This window comes from Rhizobium sp. KNZ14-9A (assembly GCF_056755015.1).
In genome coordinates this window covers 37,163-62,737 of sequence record NZ_JBPGXB010000002.1, presented here as the reverse complement: position 1 = coordinate 62,737, position 25,575 = coordinate 37,163, and the positions used below count along the sequence as shown (strand labels likewise).

21 protein-coding genes and 1 pseudogene are annotated in these 25,575 nt (G+C 58.5%); 8 read left to right on the top strand and 14 right to left on the bottom strand.

What is annotated here, in order from left to right; translation table 11 throughout:
* Window positions 1-6: 6 nt before the first annotated feature.
* From ACR9ZQ_RS06385 to ACR9ZQ_RS06360, 6 genes are all read right to left on the bottom strand, one after another.
* Window positions 7-1,068, bottom strand: a complete 1,062-nt coding sequence (locus ACR9ZQ_RS06385) for a four-carbon acid sugar kinase family protein (protein WP_481427334.1) — start codon at window positions 1,066-1,068, stop codon at window positions 7-9.
* Window positions 1,065-2,057 carry an ABC transporter ATP-binding protein gene (locus ACR9ZQ_RS06380; RefSeq protein WP_310386119.1) on the bottom strand — a complete coding sequence of 331 codons (993 nt, stop codon included), beginning with the start codon at window positions 2,055-2,057 and terminating at the stop codon, window positions 1,065-1,067. Before ACR9ZQ_RS06380 ends, ACR9ZQ_RS06385 begins: the two co-directional genes overlap by 4 nt.
* On the bottom strand, window positions 2,057-3,061 hold the full coding sequence (locus tag ACR9ZQ_RS06375) for an ABC transporter ATP-binding protein (RefSeq protein ID WP_405049747.1): 1,005 nt from the start codon (window positions 3,059-3,061) through the stop codon (window positions 2,057-2,059). Before ACR9ZQ_RS06375 ends, ACR9ZQ_RS06380 begins: the two co-directional genes overlap by 1 nt.
* On the bottom strand, window positions 3,061-4,020 hold the full coding sequence (locus ACR9ZQ_RS06370; protein ID WP_481427333.1) for an ABC transporter permease: 960 nt from the start codon (window positions 4,018-4,020) through the stop codon (window positions 3,061-3,063). The genes ACR9ZQ_RS06375 and ACR9ZQ_RS06370 overlap by 1 nt, the downstream gene beginning before the upstream one ends.
* A gap of 2 nt (window positions 4,021-4,022) precedes the next feature.
* Window positions 4,023-4,979: an ABC transporter permease gene (locus tag ACR9ZQ_RS06365; protein ID WP_113322721.1), complete on the bottom strand. Its 957-nt coding sequence runs from the start codon at window positions 4,977-4,979 to the stop codon at window positions 4,023-4,025.
* A gap of 133 nt (window positions 4,980-5,112) precedes the next feature.
* Window positions 5,113-6,753, bottom strand: a complete 1,641-nt coding sequence (locus tag ACR9ZQ_RS06360) for an ABC transporter substrate-binding protein (RefSeq protein WP_481427332.1) — start codon at window positions 6,751-6,753, stop codon at window positions 5,113-5,115.
* Between the two features lie 276 nt (window positions 6,754-7,029).
* On the opposite strand from ACR9ZQ_RS06360, the gene ACR9ZQ_RS06355 reads away from it, so the two are divergent.
* The 4 genes from ACR9ZQ_RS06355 (at window position 7,030) to pdxA (ending at window position 11,619) form a co-directional block, all read left to right on the top strand.
* Complete coding sequence (locus tag ACR9ZQ_RS06355; protein ID WP_310386127.1) at window positions 7,030-7,935, top strand: dihydrodipicolinate synthase family protein; 906 nt, start codon at window positions 7,030-7,032, stop codon at window positions 7,933-7,935.
* Window positions 7,936-7,946: 11 nt separating this feature from the next.
* Window positions 7,947-9,131: a sialidase family protein gene (locus tag ACR9ZQ_RS06350; protein WP_481427331.1), complete on the top strand. Its 1,185-nt coding sequence runs from the start codon at window positions 7,947-7,949 to the stop codon at window positions 9,129-9,131.
* Between the two features lie 327 nt (window positions 9,132-9,458).
* Window positions 9,459-10,592, top strand: coding sequence for an iron-containing alcohol dehydrogenase (locus ACR9ZQ_RS06345; protein WP_029868599.1), 1,134 nt, complete (start codon window positions 9,459-9,461; stop codon window positions 10,590-10,592).
* Between the two features lie 28 nt (window positions 10,593-10,620).
* Entirely contained in the window at window positions 10,621-11,619 is a 999-nt protein-coding gene (pdxA, locus tag ACR9ZQ_RS06340) for a 4-hydroxythreonine-4-phosphate dehydrogenase PdxA (protein ID WP_481427330.1), read from the top strand.
* Between the two features lie 139 nt (window positions 11,620-11,758).
* Here pdxA and ACR9ZQ_RS06335 read toward each other — a convergent pair whose 3' ends face one another.
* The 3 genes from ACR9ZQ_RS06335 to ACR9ZQ_RS06325 all read right to left on the bottom strand — a co-directional run bounded on the left by ACR9ZQ_RS06335 (window position 11,759) and on the right by ACR9ZQ_RS06325 (window position 14,751).
* Window positions 11,759-12,541: a FadR/GntR family transcriptional regulator gene (locus tag ACR9ZQ_RS06335; RefSeq protein ID WP_481427329.1), complete on the bottom strand. Its 783-nt coding sequence runs from the start codon at window positions 12,539-12,541 to the stop codon at window positions 11,759-11,761.
* Between the two features lie 194 nt (window positions 12,542-12,735).
* A complete protein-coding gene (locus ACR9ZQ_RS06330) occupies window positions 12,736-13,722 on the bottom strand; it encodes a substrate-binding domain-containing protein (RefSeq protein ID WP_029868596.1) in 987 nt (328 codons plus the stop codon).
* Between the two features lie 48 nt (window positions 13,723-13,770).
* Window positions 13,771-14,751 (bottom strand): NAD-dependent epimerase/dehydratase family protein, encoded by a 981-nt coding sequence (locus tag ACR9ZQ_RS06325; RefSeq protein WP_481427328.1) that lies wholly within the window; start codon window positions 14,749-14,751, stop codon window positions 13,771-13,773.
* A gap of 256 nt (window positions 14,752-15,007) precedes the next feature.
* Here ACR9ZQ_RS06325 and ACR9ZQ_RS06320 point away from each other — a divergent pair, with 256 nt between their 5' ends.
* Window positions 15,008-15,748 (top strand): ATP-binding cassette domain-containing protein, encoded by a 741-nt coding sequence (locus ACR9ZQ_RS06320; protein WP_310386138.1) that lies wholly within the window; start codon window positions 15,008-15,010, stop codon window positions 15,746-15,748.
* Window positions 15,749-15,788: 40 nt separating this feature from the next.
* Window positions 15,789-16,787: an ABC transporter permease gene (locus ACR9ZQ_RS06315; RefSeq protein WP_113322736.1), complete on the top strand. Its 999-nt coding sequence runs from the start codon at window positions 15,789-15,791 to the stop codon at window positions 16,785-16,787.
* Window positions 16,788-16,942: 155 nt separating this feature from the next.
* On the opposite strand, the gene ACR9ZQ_RS06310 is transcribed toward ACR9ZQ_RS06315, so the two are convergent.
* From ACR9ZQ_RS06310 to ACR9ZQ_RS06300, 3 genes are all read right to left on the bottom strand, one after another.
* Entirely contained in the window at window positions 16,943-17,296 is a 354-nt protein-coding gene (locus ACR9ZQ_RS06310) for an EF-hand domain-containing protein (protein ID WP_029868626.1), read from the bottom strand.
* A gap of 17 nt (window positions 17,297-17,313) precedes the next feature.
* Window positions 17,314-17,556: a glycine zipper 2TM domain-containing protein gene (locus ACR9ZQ_RS06305; protein ID WP_310386141.1), complete on the bottom strand. Its 243-nt coding sequence runs from the start codon at window positions 17,554-17,556 to the stop codon at window positions 17,314-17,316.
* A gap of 312 nt (window positions 17,557-17,868) precedes the next feature.
* On the bottom strand, window positions 17,869-19,014 hold the full coding sequence (locus ACR9ZQ_RS06300) for a helix-turn-helix domain-containing protein (protein WP_481427327.1): 1,146 nt from the start codon (window positions 19,012-19,014) through the stop codon (window positions 17,869-17,871).
* Window positions 19,015-19,605: 591 nt separating this feature from the next.
* On the opposite strand from ACR9ZQ_RS06300, the gene ACR9ZQ_RS06295 reads away from it, so the two are divergent.
* On the top strand, window positions 19,606-20,655 hold the full coding sequence (locus ACR9ZQ_RS06295) for an efflux RND transporter periplasmic adaptor subunit (RefSeq protein ID WP_481427326.1): 1,050 nt from the start codon (window positions 19,606-19,608) through the stop codon (window positions 20,653-20,655).
* A pseudogene (locus ACR9ZQ_RS06290) lies at window positions 20,652-23,818 on the top strand (efflux RND transporter permease subunit). Before ACR9ZQ_RS06295 ends, ACR9ZQ_RS06290 begins: the two are co-directional and overlap by 4 nt.
* Before the next feature lie 22 nt (window positions 23,819-23,840).
* Here ACR9ZQ_RS06290 and ACR9ZQ_RS06285 read toward each other — a convergent pair.
* Both ACR9ZQ_RS06285 and ACR9ZQ_RS06280 read right to left on the bottom strand, forming a co-directional pair.
* Window positions 23,841-24,857: an AI-2E family transporter gene (locus ACR9ZQ_RS06285; protein WP_310386150.1), complete on the bottom strand. Its 1,017-nt coding sequence runs from the start codon at window positions 24,855-24,857 to the stop codon at window positions 23,841-23,843.
* A gap of 171 nt (window positions 24,858-25,028) precedes the next feature.
* Window positions 25,029-25,523, bottom strand: a complete 495-nt coding sequence (locus tag ACR9ZQ_RS06280) for a DUF1269 domain-containing protein (protein ID WP_025669117.1) — start codon at window positions 25,521-25,523, stop codon at window positions 25,029-25,031.
* Between the last annotated feature and the right edge of the window lie 52 nt (window positions 25,524-25,575).

Here is a 25,575-nt window from a genome sequence, read left to right as displayed (position 1 = left end):
CATCCGTTACGCCGCCCGATTCCGAACGATCAGTCTTAGCAAACTATCGGAATTGCCGAAGCCCCCCGACTTGACGGCACACCGGAATTGCCGCCCGTTGACGCCGGTCACGTCAAACCACGGAATACCGGCCTCGATTTCCCCCTTCGGCAACAGGATCGAAACGCCCAGTTCGCGAAAAACGGCAAGCGCAGTATCGCCGCCGCCCACCATGATCATGTCCGGGTTGGTATCATCTATGACCGATTTCACACCCTGCGCAAAGCGAGTGGCAACGAGTGCGGCATCGCTCTTCATCTCGCCTGTGCAGCGCACCAGCGCCGGCAGCGCCAGACCCTCACCACTTTCAACCGCGCCCATGGGCGCATCGACAACGACACGCAACGCACCGGAAGCTTCCAGACGATCCATCTGCCCGGAAGTGATCGGATCCCGCGAGCCGAAGGCAAAGAGTGTTTTTCGCGTCGCAAGAAATTCCGGCATCAGCCGCGCGGTTCCGCCGAGCCGGCGCGCCAGGGCGGAACCCAGACCACGGGCACCGACTGCAAGGGTGGAAAGCCAGTCGTTCTCCGTGACGACAATATCGAGATCGGCATCGTCTTCGGCATCGGCAACCATCACGTCGCGGCCAGATCCTGCAAAGAGGCCGGCTATCGGCAAGGGATGCTCCACACCGCGCCCGACCACGCAGCCACGATAGGTGATCCGCTCCTGATCGGGAATGGCAGGCGCCATGAGGATTGTCTTGAGACCCAGCACATCGGCAAGCGCAATGCTTTCGGCTGCGACATTGCCCTTCAGCCGCGAGTCGATCTTCTTCATGAAGATGGCCGACCCGGCAGCGCGCAGGGTCTCGGCAACGGCCCGCACGCGCGCGACCGCATCCGCTTCCGGCAATCCGCGCGAAGCAGTATTGACGACAACGACTTCGGCGCCGGTTCCCAGCGCCTTGCCAGCCGCCTCCACATCGATCGCCACAGCGACTGACAACCCGGCCTCCACGAAGGGTGTACCCGTATCGAGGGAGCCGGTCAGGTCGTCGGCAATGATGGCGACTTTCAAAGTCATGAAGTCTGCCCCGGATTGACGGCATGGCAGGCAACGAGATGGCCGGGCTTCGCTTCCTTCCATTCCGGAATGACCTTGCTGCAAACCTCCATCGCGATCGGGCAGCGTGTATGGAAACGACAGCCTGTCGGCGGATTCAGCGGGCTTGGCACATCGCCCTGCAGGATCTGACGCTTACGTGACCGCTCAAGCTCCGGATCGGTCTCCGGCACGGCCGAAAGCAGCGCCTTCGTATAGGGATGCAGCGGATTGTCGAAAAGCTCTTCGCGCGTTGCAAGCTCGGCCAGACGACCGAGATACATGACGCCGACGCGCGTACTGATATGGCGCACGACGGCCAGGTCATGGGCGATGAAGAGATAGGTCAGGCCGTATTTTTCCTGCAGGTCGAGCAGCAGGTTGATGATCTGCGCCTGGATCGACACATCGAGCGCCGAGATCGCCTCGTCGCAGACGATGAACTTCGGCTGACAGGCAAGCGCGCGGGCAATGACGACACGCTGGCGCTGGCCGCCCGAGAGCTCATGCGGATAGCGCTGGGCAAAACGTGTCGGCAGGCCGACATCCGTCAGCAGCGCTGCGACCTTGTCTTTCAGCTCGGCCTTGGTGGCAAGCTTGTGGAAGAGGATCGGCTCGCCGATCGCCTCGCCGACCGTCATGCGCGGGTTCAGCGTTGAATAGGGATCCTGGAAGACGATCTGCAGGTCACGGCGGAACGGCCGCATCTGCTTTTCGTCCAGCGTCGCAAGATCCTGGCCTTTATAGACCACCTTGCCGCTAGTCGCCTTGTAGAGATTGAGGATGGTGAAGCCGGTCGTCGACTTGCCGCAGCCGGATTCGCCGACAAGGCTCAGCGTCTCGCCTTCCATGATCTCGAGATTGACATTGTCGAGCGCATAGACGGTCGCCGAGCGTTCTCCGAAAGCACCGAGCTTGACATGGAAATGCTTGACGAGGTTTTCGACCTTCAAGAGCGGTTGAGCACCCATCACGCAGCCTCCTGCATTCTCTGGACGACGAAACAGGCGGCGCGATGCGCGCTGTTGCCGGAAATCGGCTCAAGCCGCGGCACACGCTCATGACAGACGGCTTCGGCCAGCGGGCAGCGTGGCGCAAAGGGGCAGCCCTTCGGCCGGCGGCCGGGCTCCGGCGGCGTGCCGCCGATCGAGGACAGGCGGCTTGCCGGCGCATCCGAAAGCTTCGGGATCGAGGACAAGAGGCCGCGCGTGTAAGGATGGCTGGGACGAGCATAAAGCTCGTCCACAGGCGCATCTTCCACGACCGTGCCGGCATAGAGCACGGCGACGCGATCGACGAGACCCGCAATCAGCGCGAGGTCGTGGGTGATCCAGACGACGGACATGCCGAGCTTGGCGCGCAGATCCTTCACCAGATCGACGATCTGGGCCTGGATCGTCACGTCGAGTGCAGTCGTCGGCTCGTCGGCGATCAGAAGCTTCGGATTGCAGGCAAGGCCGATCGCGATCATCACGCGTTGGCGCATGCCACCGGACAGCTCGTGCGGATAGGCCATCAGCCGCTCTTCCGGCCCCGGAATGCCAACGAGGCGCAGAAGCTCGACGGCGCGAGCCCGTGCCTCTTTCTTCGACATCTCGCGGTGATAGATCAGCGGCTCGCAGATCTGGTCGCCGATGCGCATGACCGGATTGAGCGACGTCATCGGATCCTGGAAGACGAAGCCGACATCGCCGCCGCGCACCTTGCGCAGCTCGCGGTTCGACATCTTCTGCAGGTCGCGGCCGTCAAACTTGGCCGTACCCTTCGTTACCTTGATCTTGTTCGGCAGAAGCCGCATCAGGCTCAACATCGTCAGGCTCTTGCCGCAGCCGGATTCACCGACGACGCCAAGCGTCTCGCCCTTGTTGACGTAGAGGTCGATGCCGTCGACGACGACGGCCGGGCCGCGGCGCGTGTCGATCTCGATGGTGAGGTCCTTCACGTCCAGCAGGCGTTCACTGGTGGTTGCGTTCATCATTTGCTGCCCCGCGGATTGAGTGCGTCGTTGAGGCCATCGCCGAGGAAGCTGAAGGCCACCGAAGCAAGACCGAGCACGGCCGCCGGAGCGGCGAGGAGATGCGGATAATGCTGCCATACGCGTAGGCCGTCCGAGATCATGTTGCCCCAGCTCGGCGTGGGCGGGTTAACCCCGACACCGAGGAAGCTGAAGGCACTTTCCAGCACCATTGCCGTGCCTAGGCCGGCGCTGACGGAAACGATCAGCGGACCAAGCGCATTCGGCACGATGTAGCGCATGATGACGATCCAGTTGGAAAGGCCAAGCGCCTGTGCCGCCATGACGTAGGGACGATTGCGGATCGACAGGACCTGCGCGCGAACGAGGCGCGCATAGGGCGGCCAGGAGATCAGCGCCATCGAACCGAAGACCAGGAGGAAGTCCACCCAGACCGTCTGGCGGTAGAACGGATTGAGGGTCACGAGATACTGCGCCTCCATCCATTTGGTGATCGGCGTCTTCAGCGATGCATTGATAACGACGACGAGAAGCAGGTTCGGTACCGACATCGTCACATCCGTCAGCCACATGATGACCCGGTCGAAGGGATTGCCGAAGAAGCCGGCGACCGCACCAAGCAGAAGCCCGATCACGACAGCGATAAAGGTGACGATGACGGCAACGAGGAAGGCCGTGCGCGTACCAAACACGATGCGGCTGAAGACGTCGCGGCCGAGATCATCAGTTCCGAAGAAATGCGCGAGGGACGGCGGTGCATTGCGCGAGGCAAGATCCTGACTGAGATAGTCATATGGCGTCAGATACGGACCGAAGATCGCCGTGAAGGCGAGGACCACGATCACGATCAGGCCGAAGATCGCAAGCTTGTTGCGCTTCAGGCGATGCCAGGCATCGCGCCACAGGTTGACCGGCGGCTCCTCGGCCGTGTCGATCGTCGAAAGAGGAATAGCGGACATGATCAGCGGCTCCTTCTGGAATCATTTGCGCGCGGATCGAGCAGCGGGTAGAGCACATCGACCAGCAGGTTCGACACCATGACCAGGAAGGATCCGATCAGGGTGATCGCGAGAATGACGGGATAATCGGAATTGGTGAGCGCCTGCACGGTCAACCGGCCGAGACCCGGCAGGCCAAAGACGAGCTCGACGAAGATGGCGCCGTTGACGATGGTGATCATGATGAGACCGAGCTGTGTGACGACGGGCGTCAGCACCGGGCGCAGGATATGCTTCAGCGCCACCACGATTTCCGGCACGCCCTTGGCACGCGCGGTGCGAACGAAATCTTCGGACAGCACTTCAATAACGGCGGCGCGCGTCTGGCGCACGATCAGCGCGATCGGCTGGAAGGAGAGCACGACGAGCGGCAGGATGATGCGCATGTCGAAGACGCCGCCCCAGCCGTAGGGCACCTTGATCATCGGCAACAGCACGATCAGCGCCACCATCAGCAGCGGACCGGCGACATAGGCAGGGATCGCCCAGAGAAAAAGTGCCGTACCGAGGATCGTATAGTCGATGCGGTTGTTCTGGTTCAGAGCGGCGATCATCCCGAGCGGGATCGCAACGACCGTCGTCAGGATGATGGAACAGAGTGCAAGCTGGAAGGAGACGGGAGCAGCTGCCGAAACCATTGCCCAGACGGAGCGGCCGGATGTCAACGAATTGCCGAACTGCCCGTGCAGGAGGTTCCAGACATAGAGGCCGAACTGCTCGATGAAGGGCTTGTTGAGACCAGCACTTTCGCGGATCGCCTCGATCCGCTGTGGGTTGTAAGCGACGTCACCAGGCGCGCGAAGGAAGATCAGCTTGATCGGATCGCCCGCGCCATAGAACGCCATCGCGTAGACGGCCATCATCACGACAAGGACAGACGGAATCCAGATGGCAAACCGCGTGAACACATAGCGTAGCAAGGCCACCTCCCATTCTTGCCCGGCGCATTCCCGCGGGAGGCCGCAGCCGCCGGTTCTTCTTGAAATATAGCGCGAAGGCCTTTCGGCCTTCGCGCCGCTGCTTTGGCCGCATCATGCGGCCCTGCTATCGGCTTCAGCCGATGGAAACATCCCAGGGAGCCACGACCTGCCAGTCGAGGTTCTTTTCCATTGCCTTGACGTCCTTGGTTGCCCAGCGCGACATCGCCTGAGAGTACCACGGAAGGAAGGCCCAGTCGTCGCGGAAGGCCTTTTGGGCCTCCTGCGCGAGCTTCACGCGATCCGGATCATCGGCAGCCTTGGTCGCGGCTTCCGCCAGCAGACTGTCCACCTTGTCGTTCTTGTATCCGCCGAGCTTATTCTGGGCGTTGGACGAGGGGGAGGCGATCGAACCGGCGAGATAGGAGACCGCATCGGGAACACGCGTACCGACGTCATCACGGAAGATCTGAACCGAGTTCTGGTCCGGACCGGCATAGGCGTCCTGCTGCGGCTTCATGTCGACGGCAGTGATGCCTAGGTTCTGGCGCCACTGCTCGGCGATGAACTGGGCAGCCGCCTGGATCGCCGGGCCGGAAATGCCGACGAACAGCAGCTTTGGAAGACGCTCAGGACCGCCATAGCTCGATTCAGCCAGCAACTTCTTGGCCGCTGCAGGATCATACGGATAGGGTTCGAAACCGGAATTGTCAGCACCCGGAACCGAGTTCAGGATCTGGTCGGCCTTCTTGTGGGGACCATCCGGATAGGACGCCTTGAACAGGCCGTCGCGATCGACCGCCATGATCAGCGCCTGACGCACCTTCGGGTCATCCATCGGCGCGCGCGACGTGTTGAACCAGAAATGCTGGCTGGTCGGGATGAGCGGACCGGCAGAAAACTCCGGGCCGAGATCCTGGATGATCGTCGAGGTGACGAGCTCGGTGTGAGCATTGTATTCGCCGGACTTGATCAGCGAGGTCGCAGTCACGTTGTCTTCGATCGAGCTGATCTCGATGCGGGCGAGCTTCGGCTTCGGTCCGAAGAACTTTTCGTTCGGCTCGAAGGTCAGCGTGCCGGCGTCGATATCAAGCGCCGTCAGCTTGAAGGGACCGGAATAGACGGCGCTGCCATCAGGCTTGTACCAATCGGCCACCTCCTCACCATCGCTGCCGCGCGACTGGGCGGCCTTGGTGATCGGGACGATGTGGTTGGCAAGGCGCATGAAGAAGATCGGATCTGGCTGCGTCAGCGTGCAGACAACCGTCAATTCATCAGGCGTTGTTACGCCGGTCAGCTCCTTGGCGGAGCCGGCGGAGATTTCCTTGTAACCGGCGACCTTGTTCAGCACCTGATCGACGCGCTGGTTCTTCGTATTGGGCATGGAAGAAACCTCCCAGGAGCCCTTGATATCGGCCGCGGTGATCTTGCTGCCATCGGAGAAGACTGCCTTCGGGTCGATCTTGAACGTCCAGACCTTCTTGTCCGGCGAGTCCCAGCTCGTGAAGACGTAAGGCTGGATCTTGCCCTCGGCGTCGAAATACATCGGCGACGCCCACCAGAAGGAATTCCAGCGGAAGGTTCTGCCGCCGCCGCGCAGCGGCGACCAGTCCTGGTCGAAGGCCGGATTGATGGCCTTCAAGACCTGTCCGTCCTGCGCCATGACGATGCGCGCGCTCGCACCGAAGAGCGAGAAGCCGACACCGGCCGCAAGCCCGAGCTTCAGCGCTTCACGACGGGAAATCTGCGAAAAGTTTTGGTCACTACCAATTGTCATTTGCTCCTCCGTGGCAAATAGCGCGCCTTTCGAAAGACCTCCCCGAAGCTGCGCGATATGGCGCTGACATTTGCGCGATAATGTAAATCTGTCAATGGAAAATAGGGTACGAAAGATTAAAAACGAGGATCTCAATTATTTAATGATAAAAATCAATATCTTGAAAATGCGCATACGAAATTTTCAAATTTGTAAGATTGACAACTACGCCGCATTGAGATGAATACGACAGCGTAGGAACGTGCCGGGAAGGCCCGGTCTGACGAGGAGGATACTTTGCGCAATCACAAGATTACAGGCGTCTATAGCGCCGCCACCACCCCTCTCAATACCGATGGCAGCCCCGATCTCGGCCTTTTCACCGAACATTGCCAGCGGCTGATCGAAGAAGGCTGCCACGGCGTGGCACTGCTCGGAACGACGGGCGAAGCCAACTCCTTCTCTTCCCCCGAACGCCGCATGATCCTCGAAGCGGCTCTGAAGGCTGGCATTCCAGCCGACAAGCTGCTGCCAGGCACCGGCGTCGTCGCCATTCCCGAGACGGTCGAACTGACGAAGCATGCGCTTTCGCTTGGTGTTACCAAGGTGGTCATGCTGCCGCCCTTCTACTACAAGGGTGTCTCCGATGAGGGGCTGTTCACTGCCTATGCGCAGATTCTGGAGAAGATCGGCGATACCAGGCTGCAGGTGATCCTCTATCATATCCCGCAGGTCTCAGGCGTTCCGCTCTCCATTCCGCTGATCAGCCGGCTGGTCGAAGCCTTCCCGGAAACGGTCGTCGGCATTAAGGAATCCGCAGGCGATTTCACCAACATGCAGGCGATCATCGCAGCCTGCCCTGGCTTCTCGGTGCTGTGTGGTGCCGACCCGCTACTGCTACCGCTCCTGAAGGCCGGAGGCGCCGGTTGCATTACCGCGACCTCGAACCTCGTCGCAAATTCGCTGCGCACGGTCTACGACCATGTCCACGACGAGACGAAGAGGGCAGAGGTCGAGGCTGCGCAGGCGCGCATCAATGCCTTCCGCACCCTGTCGAACTCCTATGTCCAGATCCCGACGATCAAAGCCATGGTCGGCTTGAAGACCGGCAATGCCGGCTGGCGACGCACGCGCCCGCCGCTGGTGCCACTCAATGATGCCGAATATGCAGCGCTCGCCGAAGGCTACGCAAAGCTGCCGTAAAGGAGGATGCCATGCAAACGACAGGTTTGAAGCCCGAGGACATTCCGACGTTGATGGACGGTGTCCTCAGAGCAAATACCGCCCAGACTGACCGCTTTGATGCCTATCTCCCCTCTCCCTGCATCCAGAACCACGCCTCCAATCTCGCTTTTCTGGCCGATGGCACGCTGACCTGCGTCTGGTTTGGTGGCACGATGGAAGGCATGGGCGACATCTCGATTTACATGTCGCGGCTGGCACCCGGCGCGGATCGCTGGTCCGAACCGGAGAAGATGTCTGACGATCCGGCAAAATCCGAGCAAAATCCGTTGATTTTCAACGCGCCGGATGGTCGGGTCTGGCTGCTTTACACCTCGCAAACATCTGGCGATCAGGACGGCGCGGTTGTCAAATGCCGGATCTCTGAAAATGGTGGCGAGAGTTTTGCTCCGCCCACCATTCTCTGCGACCTGCCGGGCACCTTCGTGCGCCAGCAGATTGTCGTTAATGGCAAAGGCGACTGGTTACTTCCCATCTTCCGTTGCATCAGCCTGCCCGGTCAGCGCTGGAGCGGCGATGCCGACACCGCAGGCGTTCTGATCTCCCGCGATGCTGGAAAGAGCTGGCAAATGAAGGAGATAGAAGGCAGTCTGGGCGCCGTGCACATGAATATCATACCGCTCGAGGGCGATAGGATGATCGCCTTCTTCCGCGATCGTTATTCGGAGAATATTCGCGCCTCGCTGTCATTAGACCGGGGCGAGACCTGGAGCGCTCCGGAGCCGACCAATCTGCCCAACAATAATTCCTCGATCCAGGCCGTAGGGCTGACGGACCGGAGAATCGCGATGGTTTACAACCACAGCAACGCCGCGTCCTCCGATGCGCGACGCCACTCGCTCTATGACGAAATCGAAAGCGATAAGGCGCCTGTCGCGGAAATTTCGAGCATGCCGGCCAGAAAGGCCATCTGGGGCGTTCCGCGCGCGCCGCTCAGCCTTGCAGTTTCTGCCAATACAGATGGTCATTTCGAACGCAAGTTCGATCTCGATACCGGCGATGGTTACTGCCTGAGCAACAATTCGAAGGATATGCTCAATCGCGAGTTCTCCTATCCCTCCATCACGCAGGGACCAGATGGCGCGCTTCATGTAGCCTACACCTATTACCGGCGCGCCATCAAATATGTGCGTCTTCCTTTGGAATCAATTGCTTAGAAGCAATCGCAAGTTCCGACTGCAGATGGAGGAGGCCAAATGTGTGAAACACTTCGGCCTCCTCCATGCGCGTCATTATTTTTACAAATACACGACAAGCGATTGACCAAGCTGGCTTAGCTAGACGAACCCAATGTCGCATTGCAATAATTATCATTATATATCAATTATTTAAGCAATACAAAGAGCATGAAAACACCTCCCATTTGCCGGGAATTGATCGACAGACGAGAAAAATCCTCATTCATTCTTGCCAAAAACGGTAGGACAGGATAACAAATTTACATCATTGGCGGTCAAGTCCGTCGCGCATCGGGAGGACCGTATATGGTCAGTTTGGATTCACCTATTACCGTTGTCCGGCCACACCTGATCGAGTTCGGTGTCGGAACTGCGGGGAAGTTGGGCGCCTGGGCGGCCGGCAAGGGTTATTCCCGAACGCTGGTTATCTCGGATGCTTTCAACGCCGCACGCATTGATGTGCTGCAGCTGAAGGGTGAGGTTTCGGTCTTCTCCGATGTAACGCCCGAGCCGGATATTGCCAATCTCGACAAAGTGCTCGCCGCGGCAGAAGCGACACAGGCTGAGCTCATCGTCGGCTTCGGCGGTGGTAGCGCCATGGATCTTGCCAAGCTCGCTGCCGTACTTGCCGGCTCGCAGCAGACGCTTCGCGAAGTTGTCGGCCCGAACAAGGTGCAGAAGGCGCGCAAGGCAGCGCTCGCGCAGGTGCCGACCACATCGGGCACAGGCAGCGAGGCCGGCATCCGCGCGCTCGTCACCGATCCCGAGACCAAGGCTAAACTCGCGGTCGAGAGCCTTCACATGCTCGCCGATATCGCCGTCATCGACCCGTCGCTGACCTTCTCCGTTCCAGCTCGCACCACCGCCGCAACCGGCATCGATGCCATGGCGCATTGCGTCGAGGCCTTCACCAATCGCAAGGCGCATCCGATGATCGACATGTATGCGATCGAGGGAACGCGGCTCGTCGGCAAGTATCTTGCAAGAGCCGTGCGCGACGGCTCGGATGCCGAAGCCCGCGCCGGGCTTTCGCTGGCCTCACTCTATGGCGGCTTCTGCCTTGGCCCGGTCAATACCGCCGGCGGCCATGCACTCGCCTATCCGCTCGGCACCCGCTGGCATGTCGCCCATGGCGCGGCCAATGCACTGATCTTCCCGCATGTGCTCGCCTTCAACACGCCGGCCGTGCCGGAAAAGACGAAGGCGGTCATGGAAGCGCTTGGTTACGACACATCCGATACCGTCACATCGGTCTTCGATGCGGCCTATGCCTTCTGCGCCGAACTCGGCATCGAAATGACGCTCTCCGGCCTCGGTGTGCCGGAAAACGATCTCGACGCTATGGCCGACGATGCTTTCGCGATCCGCAGGCTGCTCGATAACAATCCGCGCGACTTGACGCGCACTGACATACGCTCGATCTACGAAGCGGCCTATTGAGGCAGGGCTTTCAAGAGGAATTTGTTTGATGGACAGAAATGCAAAAGTCGCAGTAACCCTTGGCGACCCTGCCGGCGTAGGCCCTGAAGTGATCGTCAAGGCGCTGGCCGCACTGCCGGCCGCCGAACGGCGCGATTTCGTCATCGTTGGCAATGCCGAAGCATTGGAACGCGCTGCGCGCGCCACTGACGTCGGCCTCAATTTTGGCCCCTCCGCCTCCGAAGACGGAAATACCATCGCCGTCGATGAGGTACCGCTTGGCGCCCCCCTCCCCGAAATCGGCAAGGTCAGCCCGGTCGCCGGCGACGCCTCCGTTCGCTACATCGCCCGCGCCGTCGATCTCGCAATGTCGAAGGAGGCCGACGTCATCGTCACGGCGCCGATCAACAAGGAAGCCATGAACCTTGCCGGCCATCATTTCGATGGCCATACCGGCCTGCTGGCGCATCTGACCGGTTCCAAGAGTTCCTTCATGCTGCTCGCCTCCGAGCGGCTGAACACGATCCACGTCTCCACCCATATCTCGCTGAAGGGTGCGATCGAGCGGGCCAAGACCGAGCGCGTGCTGGCAACGATCGAAGCCGGCCACAATCACTTCATGCGCCTCGGCAAGAAAGCCCGCATCGCCGTTGCCGGTCTCAACCCGCATTGTGGCGAAAACGGCCTCTTCGGAACCGAAGACACGGAATTCCTGGCGCCTGCCGTCGAACTCGCACAGGCCAAGGGTATCGACGTGGTCGGCCCGATCTCCGCCGACACGGTCTTCGCCCGCGCCTATAACGGCGCCTTCGATCTCGTCATCGCCCAATATCACGACCAGGGCCACATCCCGATCAAGCTTGTCGCTTTTGAGACCGCCGTGAACGTCTCCCTCGGCCTGCCGATCGACCGCGTCTCGGTCGATCATGGCACCGCCTTCGACATCGCCGGAACCGGCCGCGCCAACCACGTCAATATGCTGTCAGCCATCGCATATGCACGACTGATGGCGAGGTCGCCGCGCGGGGCCACAGCGCTGGCCTCCTAAGCAACGGGTTTTAAATTTAAGCTCTTGGCCAACAAAAAGCCCGCTTGAGAGCGGGCTTTTCCGTCAGTGGTTCGGCGATATTTCAAGATACGCACGCGGGACTGGCGACCGAGCCCTCAGCCGGACAGGATACAAATTTCTATCGTGACCACCGTGCTATGATTTGGTCTGTATTTGCCAGCACCTTGCGGACTGCGTTGCGCGCCATGTTCGGTCGCTGCAATCGGATGCTTTTCTCAATATTTTCATGAAGTTTCAGCACATATACCAAGTCGTCTTCCTCACGCGTGACATGGGTGAACAGGTGGTTCAGCGCCAACTCGATCAATACGCCGAGCGGCACCAGCAGATCGTTTCCGGAGGCGCGCAAGATCGCGATGTGAAATCGCGCATCGGCTTCCGTTCGCTGCTGGAGTGATGTCGCGTGACCCATATCATGCAGGGCCTGGCTGATCGCGTTCATTTGCTCTTCAGTTCGGCGCTCAGCAGCAAGCGCGGTCGCTTCCGGCTCGATGATATGCCTGAGTTCCTGCACGGCCCTCAGAAACGATTCGCGATCGGGTGATGCGGCATACCAGCCCAATACATCCCGATCCAGCAGGTTCCAACGTTCCTTGGGTTCGACCCAACTGCCGATTTTTGGGCGGGAAGAAAGTAGGCCCTTGGCCATCAGCATCTTGATCGCTTCGCGCACCGCCGACCGGCTGACTTCAAAGACTTGCGACCATTTTGCCTCGTTTGGCAGGATCGTGCCGGGCGGATAGTCACCGCGCACGATCCGGAGACCGATCTCGCCCGCCAAAGACACATGAACACTCGCCCCCGTCATGCGGGGAGCATTTGGGCGCCTTGTGGTGGCTGAGCGGTCAACCACCGCCACCTCGACCGGAGTCATAGGCTTTCCCGATTTCTTGTCAGGCATCTATTTCTACTGCCTCAGCATTCTTTCGACTGTCTGCACGTATTATCAAAACAATCGTAATAACGAGGAAGTCGCCTGCGATTGGATCCGGCACAAAGCTCGGAATTCAGGGCGCGTCAAGCCCTGCAGATCTTTCGATCCGCCACGTCGAGGCAGTCGGCGCACCCTTGTACCGGGTGCGCCAAGCCGCGAGCCTACTTTTGAATGCAGGTATCGACTGTGTCCTTCGTGCACTCATCGAGCCCGGTGAATACCGGATCTTCAACTGCCTTGCCGGCAATCAGATCCATCATCACCGTAGGTGCCTTGTAGCCCATCTCGAACGGCCGTTGGCCAACGAGTGCAGTCACCAGGCCTTCTCTCGCAATAGCAACCTCGTCACCGATCGTATCGGCAGCACCGATGACGAAATCGTTGCTGGCGATCTTGTCGGCCATCGGCTTGAACAGGTCACGATAGGGTTGCGGCGCGCCGAATAATGGCCAGCCGCCCATGATGCCGAATGCGTCGAGGTCGGAATTGGCCGCGAGGATATCGGTCATTGCCTGCACACCCTTGGCACCGTCGTCATTGGTGAAGACCGGGCAGCCTGCGACCTCCGTCCAACCGCCCTCGCCTTTCAATGCGGTCAGGCCTTTCTGGCCAGTGAGCGTGTCACGCATACCTTGCGCGCGGCGTAGAATATTGTCTGCTCCCGGATTGCCTTCGATTGTGCAGATCTTGCCGCCCTTCGGCTTGGCCTTCTTGATGTATTCGCCGATGCGTGCGCCCATCAGATAGTTGTCGGTGCCGAGATAGGTCTTGCGCAAGGCTGCATCCTCGGCTGCAAGATCGGCATCAAGCGTCATCACCGGAACCGTCGGATTGGCGGTCTTCAGGGTCTGCGCGATGAGCTTTGCATTTGACGGCGAAATCGCGATTGCAGCCGTGTCTGCCTTGCCCAACATATCCTGAACGATCTGCGCTTCGCCGGCTTCATCCGATGTCGATGCCGGACCAGTGTAGAAGCACTCATATTCCGCAGTCGGGTTCTCCTTGTTCCACTTCTGGCAACCTTGATTGATTGCTTCGAAGAACGGATTGTCGAGGCCCTTGACGACGATGACGAGTTGCTTCTTGGCCAGGGCCTGCCCGGCGGTCAATGCTAGAACTGCGGCTGTAAGTAATAATGCCTTCCTCATGGTTTCCTCCCTTGAAATAGACGGGCACGGCATGCCCGCCACACGAAATCAACCCGGATACCAGACGATGCGAGGCTCCTCCTTCGAACGCTCATATTGCCACGCCGAGTCGATAAGCATTTCGAGATCGTAGTTTGGCCGCCAATCCAGCAGGTATTTCGCCTTGCTGTTGTCCATCCAATTGGAATGAAAACGGCTCGGTATGTCGACGGAGCCGAGATTTCGCGTGCGCGACAAGTAGGCGGCGACTTCAGCATAGTCGACAGGCCGATCCATGCAGATATTGAAGAGTTGCCGCTCCGCCCGGGGGTTGTCGATCGCTGCCAATATTGCCGATACCAGGTCATCGACATGCACGAAGTTGCGTTTCAGCGGACGACCGTCAGCATCGAGCAACAGCGGCACAGTCCCCATGGCCGCATAGCCCCGCGCGGCTTCTTCCGGAACGAGCGTCTTCCAGTCCGGGCCACCGAAGACGTCGTCTCCAAAGGACAGCGAATATTTGAAATCGTCCTTTTCCATGATCCAGGGCGCGCGTAGGCAACAGCCATTGAGGCCGTACTGAATGCCAAACTGCTCCAGCATGACCTCTTCCAGAACCTTGGAGAGCGCGTAGCTTCCCGGATAGGCGCAATGGGGAGCGCTCTCGGTGATCGGCCCATTGTGGCGATAGTGGAAATGCCCGATGCCCGCATCGCCGCCGATCAGGATGAACTGGCGTGCCCTGACGCTCGCACGGAACTCCTCAAGCAGCCAAAAGAGACCTTTGACCGTGACATCCATGATGTCTTCAGGCGTTTCCTTGCATGTGGCGAGATGCACGACATGGGTAACATCAGAGAGCGCCGCGGCCACAACATCGCGATCGGCGATCGAGCCGCGGATGACTTCGACACGGTCTGTCGCCTCGCACAAACGATTATGACAAAGCGCGCGAATACGGGCTTTGGAAAATCTCGGATCGTCAAGCAGCCCAGCAATGAAGCGCCGCCCGACCTTGCCCGTCGCACCGGTAACAAGGATCAGCATGCTCTCTCTCCCAGTGATAGCTAATATTCGGACGCCACTTCCGTCAATTGATATTTGTCCGACAAAACAGATTTTTGCTACAATAGGGCCAAGACCTCGGACAATGAGTTGACGCTGTCGCGGGGTTTTGCGTAAATGCTAATAATCGCTTTTCCTGGGAGGATATTGGAAAGGCCAATTCGCTTGAGCCTCGTCAAAAACAAGCCGGGTCCGGAGCGAACTGATAGCGACAAGTTTTTGGGAGGCCAGGAGGCTGGTGGCGGTTCTCGAGCTCACCAATATTTCCAAACATTTCGGTGCCATCCAGGCCGTCAACGATGTTTCGTTTTCCCTCGAAGCGGGGCAAGTGGTCGGCCTCATGGGTGACAACGGCGCCGGTAAGTCCACATTGGTCAAAATGATCGCCGGCAACTTTCGGCCGAGCCACGGAACCATGCGCCTTGATGGCGCCGATCTCGTGCTTCATCGGCCGAAGGAGGCGCGACTGCACGGCATCGAGATCGTTCATCAGGATCTGGCGCTCTGCAACAATCTTACGGCGGCAGCGAACGTATTCCTTGGACGAGAATTGCGCCGCGGCGTATGGCCTCTTCGCATCCTCGACTACAAGACCATGTACAAGCGCGCCGGCGAGATATTTCGCGAACTCAAATCCGAGACGCGGCCGCGCGATCTCGTCAAGCAAATGTCAGGCGGACAGCGGCAAGCGGTCGCGATTGCTCGCACGATGCTGTCGGAAGCGAAAATCGTGCTGATGGACGAGCCGACAGCAGCCATTTCCGTGCGCCAGGTGGCCGAGGTTCTGAATTTGATCCGCCAATTGCGTGACCGGGGCATTGTCGTTGTCCTGATCAGCCACCGCATGCCCGACGTCTTTTCGGTCGCAGACCGCGTGATCGTGATGCGGCGGGGCAGAAAAGTGGCCGACAAGCCAATTGCGGCAAGTTCGCCGGAGGAAGTGACGGGACTGATCACCGGCGCCATCGAACAGGTGTGATCGATGCTATCCGTTGCAGCAGCAAGAAAGAAGGTCGACGATGGCGATTACACTTGACCAGACGATCGGACAGAAGCAACGGAGCTGGCTTGCGGCGATCTTGGGCGGCCAGACATTTTGGGTTCTGATTGCGGTCATTCTCGCCTGCATTTTTCTGTCGATGGCGACAGACTCCTTTGCGACGGCAAAGAACATCTACAATATCACCCGCAACGTCACCTTCGTCGCAATTATCGCGCTGGGCATGACGCTGGTCATCATCACCGGCGGCATCGACTTGTCCGTTGGCTCCGTGCTTTGCCTGTGCAGCATGGTGCTGGCGGTCGTCATGCACGCGGGGTACAGCATTGAGGTCGGCATCGCCGCCTCGATCGGTACCGCTCTTTTAGTCGGAGCTTTCAATGGCCTGTTGATTGCCTATCTTGGCTTCCCGCCTTTCGTCGTCACGCTCGGCATGTTGTCGATCGCGCGCAGTCTTGCGATGGTTGCGTCCAACAACACCGTCGTTTTCCAGTTCGGGCCTGATCACGACAAGCTGCTGGCGCTGGGTGGTGGTGCTTGGCTTTTCGGCATCGCCAATCCAGTGCTTTACATGGTCGTGCTGGCACTCATTACCGGTTTTGTGCTGCGCTGGACCAAGTTCGGCCGCTATGTTTTTGCCATCGGCGGCAATGAGCACGCCGCGACACTGACTGGCGTTCCCGTGCAGAGGATCAAGGTCATCGTCTATATGATTTCCGCCCTGTCGGCGGGGGTTGCCGGCATCATCCAGACCGGTTGGCTCGGCGCTGTCACCACAAATATCGGCGCCGGGATGGAACTTCAGGTCATCGCGGCTGCGGTCATCGGCGGCGCCAATCTGGCCGGTGGCGTCGGCACCGCCTTTGGGGCGTTGATCGGCGCCGCGCTCATCGAGGTTATCCGCAACAGTCTCGGCCTGCTCGGCATCAACGCCTTCTGGCAAGGCTGCTTTATCGGCGGGGCAATTGTCCTTGCCGTTCTTTTCGACCGAATTCGCAACTTGCGACGCGACGAGTAGGCGAGCCCGATCCCACATCCTCAAGCCTCACGAGACCGGCATGACGAACTATGTGAGGGTCGACAGAGTGAAGCCTGCCAACGCGCGCACCTAGCCGTCGTTACCGCGTAGAGGGAGCGGAAACACGCTTGCCTTGGCGCTTGGATCTCTGTGCGTTACTGCAGGCTCCCGTCGCCGCCGCGGTCGGCGGTCTTGAAGTCCGCCATCACCCTATTCAGGAACTCGCTCTGGCTGACTTTGCCGTCGCCGTTGGCGTCGGTGGCGGAGAATTGCTGGACGGTCAGAACTCCGACAACTTCGTCAGAGTTCAGGCTGCCGTCCTTGTTCTTGTCCAGGCTCGTGAAGGCCGATGTCATGAAGGCTTGATATTCAGATCGGTCGATCGCTCCATTCTTGTCACGATCGAGCCGGTCCATTTGGCCCTGGTTCATAGCGACCGGTTGGTTCTGCGCGGCGGCCGCAATGGCGGTAAAAAAAACGAATCCCGTCAGCAGGACTACTCTTTTCATAATTCCGACCTTTCGCGTCAATGACATGTCAAGGCACTGCCGCCTGCAGCGCCCAGAGTAGCGCCGCCGCCAACAGCCCAGAGCTGCCCGGTCCCCGAGCCAATGGTCGCACCAAGCAATCCACCGACGACCGCGCCGCCGACCGTACCGGCGATGCAGCCGAACTCGTTACTGCGTCCCCCTTGGGACGTCGAAGCAGATTGGCAGCCAGACAAGGCAAGGCAGCCTAAGAGAGTAAGACCTATCGTGCACTTGGTCATTTTTTCCTCCAGTATATCCGTTCACGTTTAAGACAAACAGGCGGAGGCACCGTTGAGCGGCGGCTGAGTATGTTCCTCATGTGCGAGAGATTTTCTGCTAATTAGAAGCAACTCACAGACGAAACATACAAAGCGCGCGCCAAAGCTGCAACGCTACTATTGAATACTACCACTGCGCATGGGTGAAAACAACACCTGCGCCTGTCTCCACCGCTGATGTCCTGCTAGAGCGAGAACAGATCGCTGGTTTCAGCGCTGTCAGACCGGATGCGATCTCGCTCCTGTTTCGTTCAAAGCGATCGTCGGTCCGCCTCAGCCGTGAAGCCGGCGCAACAGTACGCCAAACCGTTCTTCAGGAGCATACGCCTTTAGATCGGTCGCCGGCCTGTACGGCAGATCGGCCTTTTGCCCGCTTCTTACGTCGGTGGGACTACAACCAAATTCGCGCCGGAAAGCGCGGCTGAATTCCGTCCCATCGTTGAAACAGTGTTGCTCAGCGATCTCGATGATACGGCGTTGATCGGTCGGATCACTCAGTGCCGAATGCGCATCGAGCAGGCGCCGATGCTGAATATAATGCATGACGCCGCCGAACGGTTCAAACAGGCGATAGAGCCGTGAGCGTGAGACGCCAAGTTCCCGACGCAGGGAATCTGCCCCAAACTTCGGATCGAATAATTTGGCCTGGATAATTCGATGCGCCCTTTCGATCAGCACCGACGCAATCGGCTCCCGCGCTTCCTCAATATGGTCCGCAGAAGGCGACGCACAGGCGAGTATCATTGCCCGCGTGGCAGCTACCAGTGCTGGAAGTTCAGCTTCATCAATCACCGACAGCCGCTTGGCAAGGCCAATCATGTAGTCCGTGAACAGCCGACCCATTCCGGTGCTGAGATTGGAGAATTCCGCGGCATTCAGGGCGCCCGTTACTTCGGTGCAAAAATCACGTGGAACGAACAACATCAGCATTTCGCTATTGGTGATATTCCCTTCGAAGGGTCGGCCAAGAGGATGGACCTGAACCACACCCGCACTGCCTTCAAACGTCCTGGCTGGTGCGATGGTATTCACGCACCCGTAAAGTAACGTCGTCAGCGTCCAATGATCCAGTGGATCCCGTCGTGTATGTCCGGGCAGGCTGACGAATCCCAATGCGTCGGTCTCGATGCGAGAGAAGGCAAGGCAACCGAGGTCCCAGGTCACTTGTTTGCCGCCAAAGCCGACTGTCACGTCGTCGGGTTCGTCGAACTCGAGCATGGGTGCAAAGTTGTTGCGCCAAGCTTCAAACTGGTATCCCGGGGGAAGATCGTGTGTCGTGAGTTCATATGTGGGCAGGTGCTTGGCGCCACGTGCTCCCTGTTCGGACTCAACTGGTGTTTGCTTCGGAGCCGCGGGCTTTGCATCTGAGATTGTGCCGTTGGCCAAGATATCTCGTCCGATCGCGCCTTCGACTCTCATAGCTTCACACTCCCGATAACTAGGAGAGCACGCAACCGGTCGCCTACCGCGGCTACGTCTACTGAAATCAAGCAAATCACCCTTTTCTGAAGATGCTGCTCCGACATCACTCCCCCCGACGGCCAGATACTCACCCCTGCGTAGCAATAGTGCATAACACAATTAATCCGGATTGTTTAGATGTTGCTTACATCCAACGCTGCACAGGGATCGCCCGGCACAACTGCAGCGCCGACGTGGTTAACAACATATGAACGCTTGCATGCCACTTCTGGGTGGTGCTCGAAATAGCTCGGACCACCCCTGCACGTCAGCAGCAAATGGCCGACACATCTCTTGGTGCGCAAGAGGTCAAACTGATCTCTATTCGCTCCACGTCCCAAATCTTGGCAATCAGTCCATTTCTATGTGGAGTGGTAGGGAATTTCTTGTTCGCACAGTGGTCCGCAATATATATTTTCTCCGTGCGACGATGCTATCGCCTTGGAGATCCAGATGAAAAATATCTCCTGGACTATCCTTGCCATCTCTCCTTGGCTCGTCTTTTTTTTAGCATTGCCGGTCCGCATTTCAGCGCAGGACACCCCTCCTGTGGGCCGGCCGCCCCCCACTGTCGTGGTGCAATCGGTTGTCGATGGACCGGTTGAATCTCCGAGTGAGAATATCGGCCGCGTAGAGGCCCTGGAGGCGGTGGACGTTCGCGCTCGCGTTTCGGGTTTCATCGAGGAAGTCGCATTCAGTCCGGGCGCAGCCGTAAGCGATGGCGATATTCTGTTCGTCATTGAGCCTGCGCTCTATGAAGCTGCCGTCGCCACTGCCAAGGCGCAGGTCGCACGTGCCGAGGCAACCCTTCACCAGGCCACGGATAATCGAAACAGGAATGCGGAACTTGTCCGACGCAGCACCGTGGCGCGCGCCGCCTATGAAGAGGCCCAGACAGCCTTTGAGATTGCAACCGCCGACCTTGCCGCAGCTCAGGCAGGCCTCACGAAGGCTGGACTCGATCTTTCCTACACGCGCATAACAGCGCCGATCTCGGGCCGCGTCGGTCAGCCGCTTTTTACCAAAGGCAATTTCGTTGGTCCGGATGTCGGAGCGCTTGTTCGACTGGTGCAGGTCGATCCGGTGCGCGTTGCCTTTTCTGTCACCGAAGGAGACATCACAACCTTTCGTCAAAGAGACGCGGCGGAGATGAAATCGACAGCCGAGGCCATGAAATTGACCCTGAGGTTACCGAACGGCAGCGTTTACAATCAGGATGGTATTCTGGAGTTCCTATCGCCAGAAGTCGATTCAAGAACAGGAACAGCAACCGTCGGAACGATATTCCCAAATCCCGAGGGACTGTTGATGCCTGGCCAGTTCGTCAAGCTCATTGTCGGTAGCGCCCAGCAGGCTATGGGGCCATCCGTGCCCCAAACCGCCGTCCTGCAGGACCGCGACGGTCGCTTCTTATACGTGATGGGCGAGAACAATATTGTTCGGCAACGCCGTATCGACACCGGGGCGAAGGTCGGTGATCTGTGGGCTGTCCGACAGGGTGTGAAATCGGGTGAAAAGATCGTTGTGCAAGGGACGCAACGGCTCTCCGATGGCATCGCTGTCCAGCCCGTCGAGCAAGATGCTGGGAAGCAGCCATGATTTCGGGCTTCTTCATCTCCCGTCCACGGTTCGCAATTGTCGTCGCCATTATCCTATGCCTCGCCGGCGGCCTATCAATTTTCGGGCTTCCCATTGCCCAATATCCCAACATAACGCCGCCAAGCATCACGGTTTCGGCTTTCTATCCCGGCGCCAATGCCGAGGTCATCGCAAAAGTGGTCGGGGACCCGCTGGAAACGGCGATCAATGGCGTCGACGACATGATATATATGTCATCAAACAGCTCCGATGCCGGTTCCTATACCCTAACGGTGACCTTCGCCGTCGGCACCGATCCCAACCTCGCCCAGATCAACGTCCAGAATCGTGCTCAACTTGCAACCGCACAGTTGCCGGCCGCGGTCTCCCAGCAGGGGATCACCGTGCGAGCCCGCTCTCCTGATTTCCTGGTGGCCTTCGGCTTCTATTCCCCGGATCACACGCTCAGCGAACTCGACATTGCCAATTACCTCTCCATGAATGTCACAGACGCCCTATCGCGCGTGCCGGGTGTCGGCGAAGCGTCGGTCATGGGATCGTCCCAATATAGTATGCGCATCTGGATGGATCCCGTGCGCATGGCAGCGCTCGAAATAACACCGGATGATGTCGCATCGGCAATTCAAGCCCAGAATATTCAGGCGTCGATCGGCCAGGTCGGCGGTCCGCCTTCGCAAGACTATGCGAAGGTTCAGTACACGCTGGTCGCCCAAGGACGACTTGAGGAGACCGGAGCCTTCGCCGACATTATCGTGAAGACAGGCCAGGCGGGCGCTCTCGTTCGCATACGCGATATCGGCCGGGTCGAACTCGGGGCGCAAAGCTACGCGTCTAGCGTGAGAGTGAACGGAGCTCCCGGTGCAATGCTCGTCGTAAATCAGGCGCCGCGCGCCAATGCGCTGGGTACAGCAGATGCGGTGACCAAGGAACTTGAAACTCTCTCGCAACAGTTTCCGCGCGGTCTGACCTATGAGCCGGTTTATGACTCGACGCAGTTCGTGCGCGCGTCCATTCGCGAAATCATCATAACGCTCGCAATAACCTTCATAATTGTGGTGGCGGTCACTTTCTTGTTTCTTGGCGAATGGCGCGCAACCATTATTCCTGCGCTCGCCATTCCGGCATCGCTGATCGCCACATTCGCCGTTCTCTATGTCGCGGGGTTTTCAATCAATCTCATCACGCTGCTTGCGCTCATACTGGCGACGGGACTTGTTGTTGATGACGCCATTCTCGTCGTGGAAAATGTGCAGCGGCTCATGAAAGATCAGGGATTGGACGCAAAAACTGCCAGTGAAAGGGCCATGCTACAGGTCACCGGTCCGATCATCTCCACGACGATGGTGCTACTGGGCGTGTTTGTTCCGACGGCATTTCTGCAGGGCATTAACGGCCAGCTTTACCGGCAGTTTGCGGTCACAATCTCCGCATCGCTCGTCTTTTCATCTTTTATCGGTTTAACCTTGAGCCCGGCCCTTTGCGCGTCCCTTCTCCGCAAGCCGGCAGAACTCAGCGGACCGCTGGCAAGATTCGAGTCCGTGCTGGAAAAGACGCGCAATGGCTATGCCCGTGTTGTCAGCGGTCTCGCTCGGCGTACCGTCATTGTTCTTGGCATCCTTGCTGCCACGATCGTCGTAGCAATGCTGCTTTTCCTGAAAGTGCCGTCGTCATTCCTGCCGGATGAGGATCAGGGCTTCCTCTTTGTGGACCTTCAGCTACCCAATGCATCCACACTTTCGACCACCGAAAAAACGATGCAACAGGTTGAAGCGGCGCTGCGAGAAACGGAGGGCGTGGCGAAGGTCGTGACGATATCCGGTTTCAGCCTTCTGCAGGGCGGCTCTGTGCCGAATGGCGGCTTCGCCATTGTCATGCTGGATCCCTGGGAAAAAGAGACGCGCCAAACCTGTCAACAACAGCCTTATTGGCATCGCTCAATGCGCGCTTCTCGACCCTTCCGCAGGCCAACGTTGCTGTATTCGCTCCTCCGCCCATCCCCGGCATCGGGCAAGTGGGGGGATTGGACTTCAGGCTACAAGCACACTTGGGCCAATCGCCGGAAGACATCAGTCAGGTGGCACGGGCGCTGATAGCCGCTGCCGGCCAGACGCCGGAGATTGCGATTGCATCCAGTTCTTTCTCGGCGGATGTCCCCCGGGTTTTCGTGAATGTCAATCGCGTGCGTGCCGAAAGCCTGGGCGTCAGCGTCGACCAGATTTATTCAACGCTCGGAGCCCAGTTCGGCGGAAGATATGTCAACGATTTCACGCATGACGGCAGATCATTCAAGGTCAACCTGCAGGCGGACAGCCGGTTCAGAACAATTCCGGATGATGTTCTCAATCTGCATGTCAGAAGCCGCGATGGCACGATGGTACCCCTGCGCACTCTGATAACCCTGCAACCAGACCTCGGACCGTTTTCTCTGTCGCGCTATAATCTTTTTCCCGCCGCTCCCATAAACGGAATTCCGGCTGTGGGAACCAGTTCGGCTCGGGCGATGTCGGCTTTCGAGAGCGCGGCCTCAGAAGTGCTGCCTGAAGGCTACGGCTACGAATGGTCAGGACTGTCACTGCAGGAGCGGCAATCTGCGGCGCAGACCCCTATGATTTTGGCGCTGGCACTCATCTTTGCGTTCTTGTTTCTTGTTGCCCAGTACGAAAGCTGGACTCTGCCGGTCTCCATCATCCTCTCGCTCTCCTTTGCCGCTTTAGGTGCAATCACGGCGCTCGCGGTATCAGGACTGGAAAACTCGCTATATGCCCAGATTGGTATCGTTCTGCTGATTGGCCTCGCTTCGAAAAATGCCATCCTGATCGTCGAATTTGCGCGAGTTGAACGGGAGCGCGGGCTCTCGATCGTTGATTCAGCGGTTTCCGCAGCGGCTCAGCGTTTTAGGGCGGTGATGATGACTGCCGTTTCGTTCATCTTGGGGATGATCCCGCTGGTGGTCGCAACGGGCGCCGGTGCCAACGCGCGTCAAGCACTTGGCGTCACCATCCTCGGAGGCATGTTGGCGGCGACGACCGTGGGAATATTGTTGATCCCGGGATTGTTCGTCGTTGTGGAACGATTTGCAGAATGGTTTTCCGGCCGGTTCACCCGCCCGCTCGACGATGCTCGGGAAGCAGAGGAGGCGGAACAGCGACGCTCGTCACGCTGACCGGTCCAGATTCACTGGCCGGTCATATCGACGACCCTCGCGAAGCTAGCGTCGCGATCCATCTCGTGGATTGCTCGCCCGAGCAATAGACAATGAAGGCAATTAGAATTGGCACACCGATGAAGGCGCCAGGAACACCCCACATGAAACTCCAAAAAAACACTGCGAAAATTACCGCAAACGGTGAAATCGAAAGAGAAGTGCCAATCAGCAGCGGCTCAAGATAGCTCCCAATAACAAATTGGATCAGGTTGAGCCCCACGAAGACTCCGACCGCCATCGGCCATGACTCGAATTGGGCAATGGCGAACAGTGTCGGCAATACCGTTGCGACAAACGGACCCAAGAACGGGATATAATTGAGCGTAAAGGCTATCGCGCCCCAAGCGGCCGCGAGCTCCAGCCCTGCCGCGAGTGCGAACATCCAGACGACGAGACCCGTCAACAAACTGGCGAATGTGCGCACGATCATGAAGCGGCGCAATTTCATGCCAATCTCGCGGTTTGCAAGGAGAATGCGCGCGCCATAAGGCTGTGCAGCAGGGGTCTTCAGTCTTTCGTTGAAATCGTCGACCTCGAGCAGACCAAGCATGGTGAAGACAAGAACCAGCAGTGCGAAGCCGGCAAAACTATTGACTCGACCGGCCATTCCTTGCGTGAAGCCGACCAGCCACCTCACATCGAAACGGTCGGCGAGTACGCCGGCGATTGCTATGCCATGCCCTTCCAGCCAGTCGGTCCAGTTGGTGTAGATGAGCTGGAAACGGCTCGCATTGGCGAAAAGCCATTGACCGAGTTTACCGAACCCCCAAGCGACCGATGAACTGATGGCGGCAATGATTGCCATCGTTAGAATAAGGGTGAGAAGCAGCGCTATCAGCTGCGGCAACCACCGCTGCAGTGTGGATTGGATTGGACAAACCAACGCGATGAGAAACAGCGAGAATGCAAGTGGAACGAAGATCGCCTGAGCGAAATGAAGGAGGGCAAGAATCAGAATGCCGGTCGCAATAGGTCCGAATTGCCTTTGTCCTGTCATGTTTCACTCCCTATCGGCTCGCCAAACGGAATATCAGGATGCTCATGCGCCGATGGGGCGTCGCCTGGATTGCCTGGCGACTTCGAAAATTTCGATTTTCGCATACCTCCTTCTCGCCGGCTCAATGCCGGCGATCATATTGGTTACGCTTCAGGCGTGAACATCGGCCAATTAGGCTGCCGCATCTTTCTGCAGGGCGTCACGTAACGTCTGCTCCTTGGTCTCATCCAAGGAGGTTTTAAGCACCACTCCGCCAAAACCGGATATTTCCTTCAGCAGCTTATCGGCCGTCATCTCCTGCACCAGCACAAACAACGCCGCATTCCCGGGCTGCAGACTGCTCGCAAGGTCTTTCATGAATGCATCGTCTATGCCGACATCGGTTAGTGCGCCTGCGATGGCTCCCGATGCCGCCCCCACCGCGGCGCCGATGAGCGGGTTCAGAAATAGGACGCCTACCAGAAGGCCCCAAAAACTGCCCGATACAGCTCCAGACGTCGTCATACTTACAAGCTGGTTCAGCCTGACTTTGCCGCCCTGTGTCTTGGTTGCGATGACAGCGTCACCAAGTTTGATCAAATATTCCTTCTGCAGTTCGATAAGGCGTCGGCGTACTTCCTCAGCCTTTGCTTCCGTTGGATAGACGATGGCGATGAGACTAGACATGACACCCTCCAAGTTGTGAACCGAACCCTTAGACCTTGATCACCAGGCCACA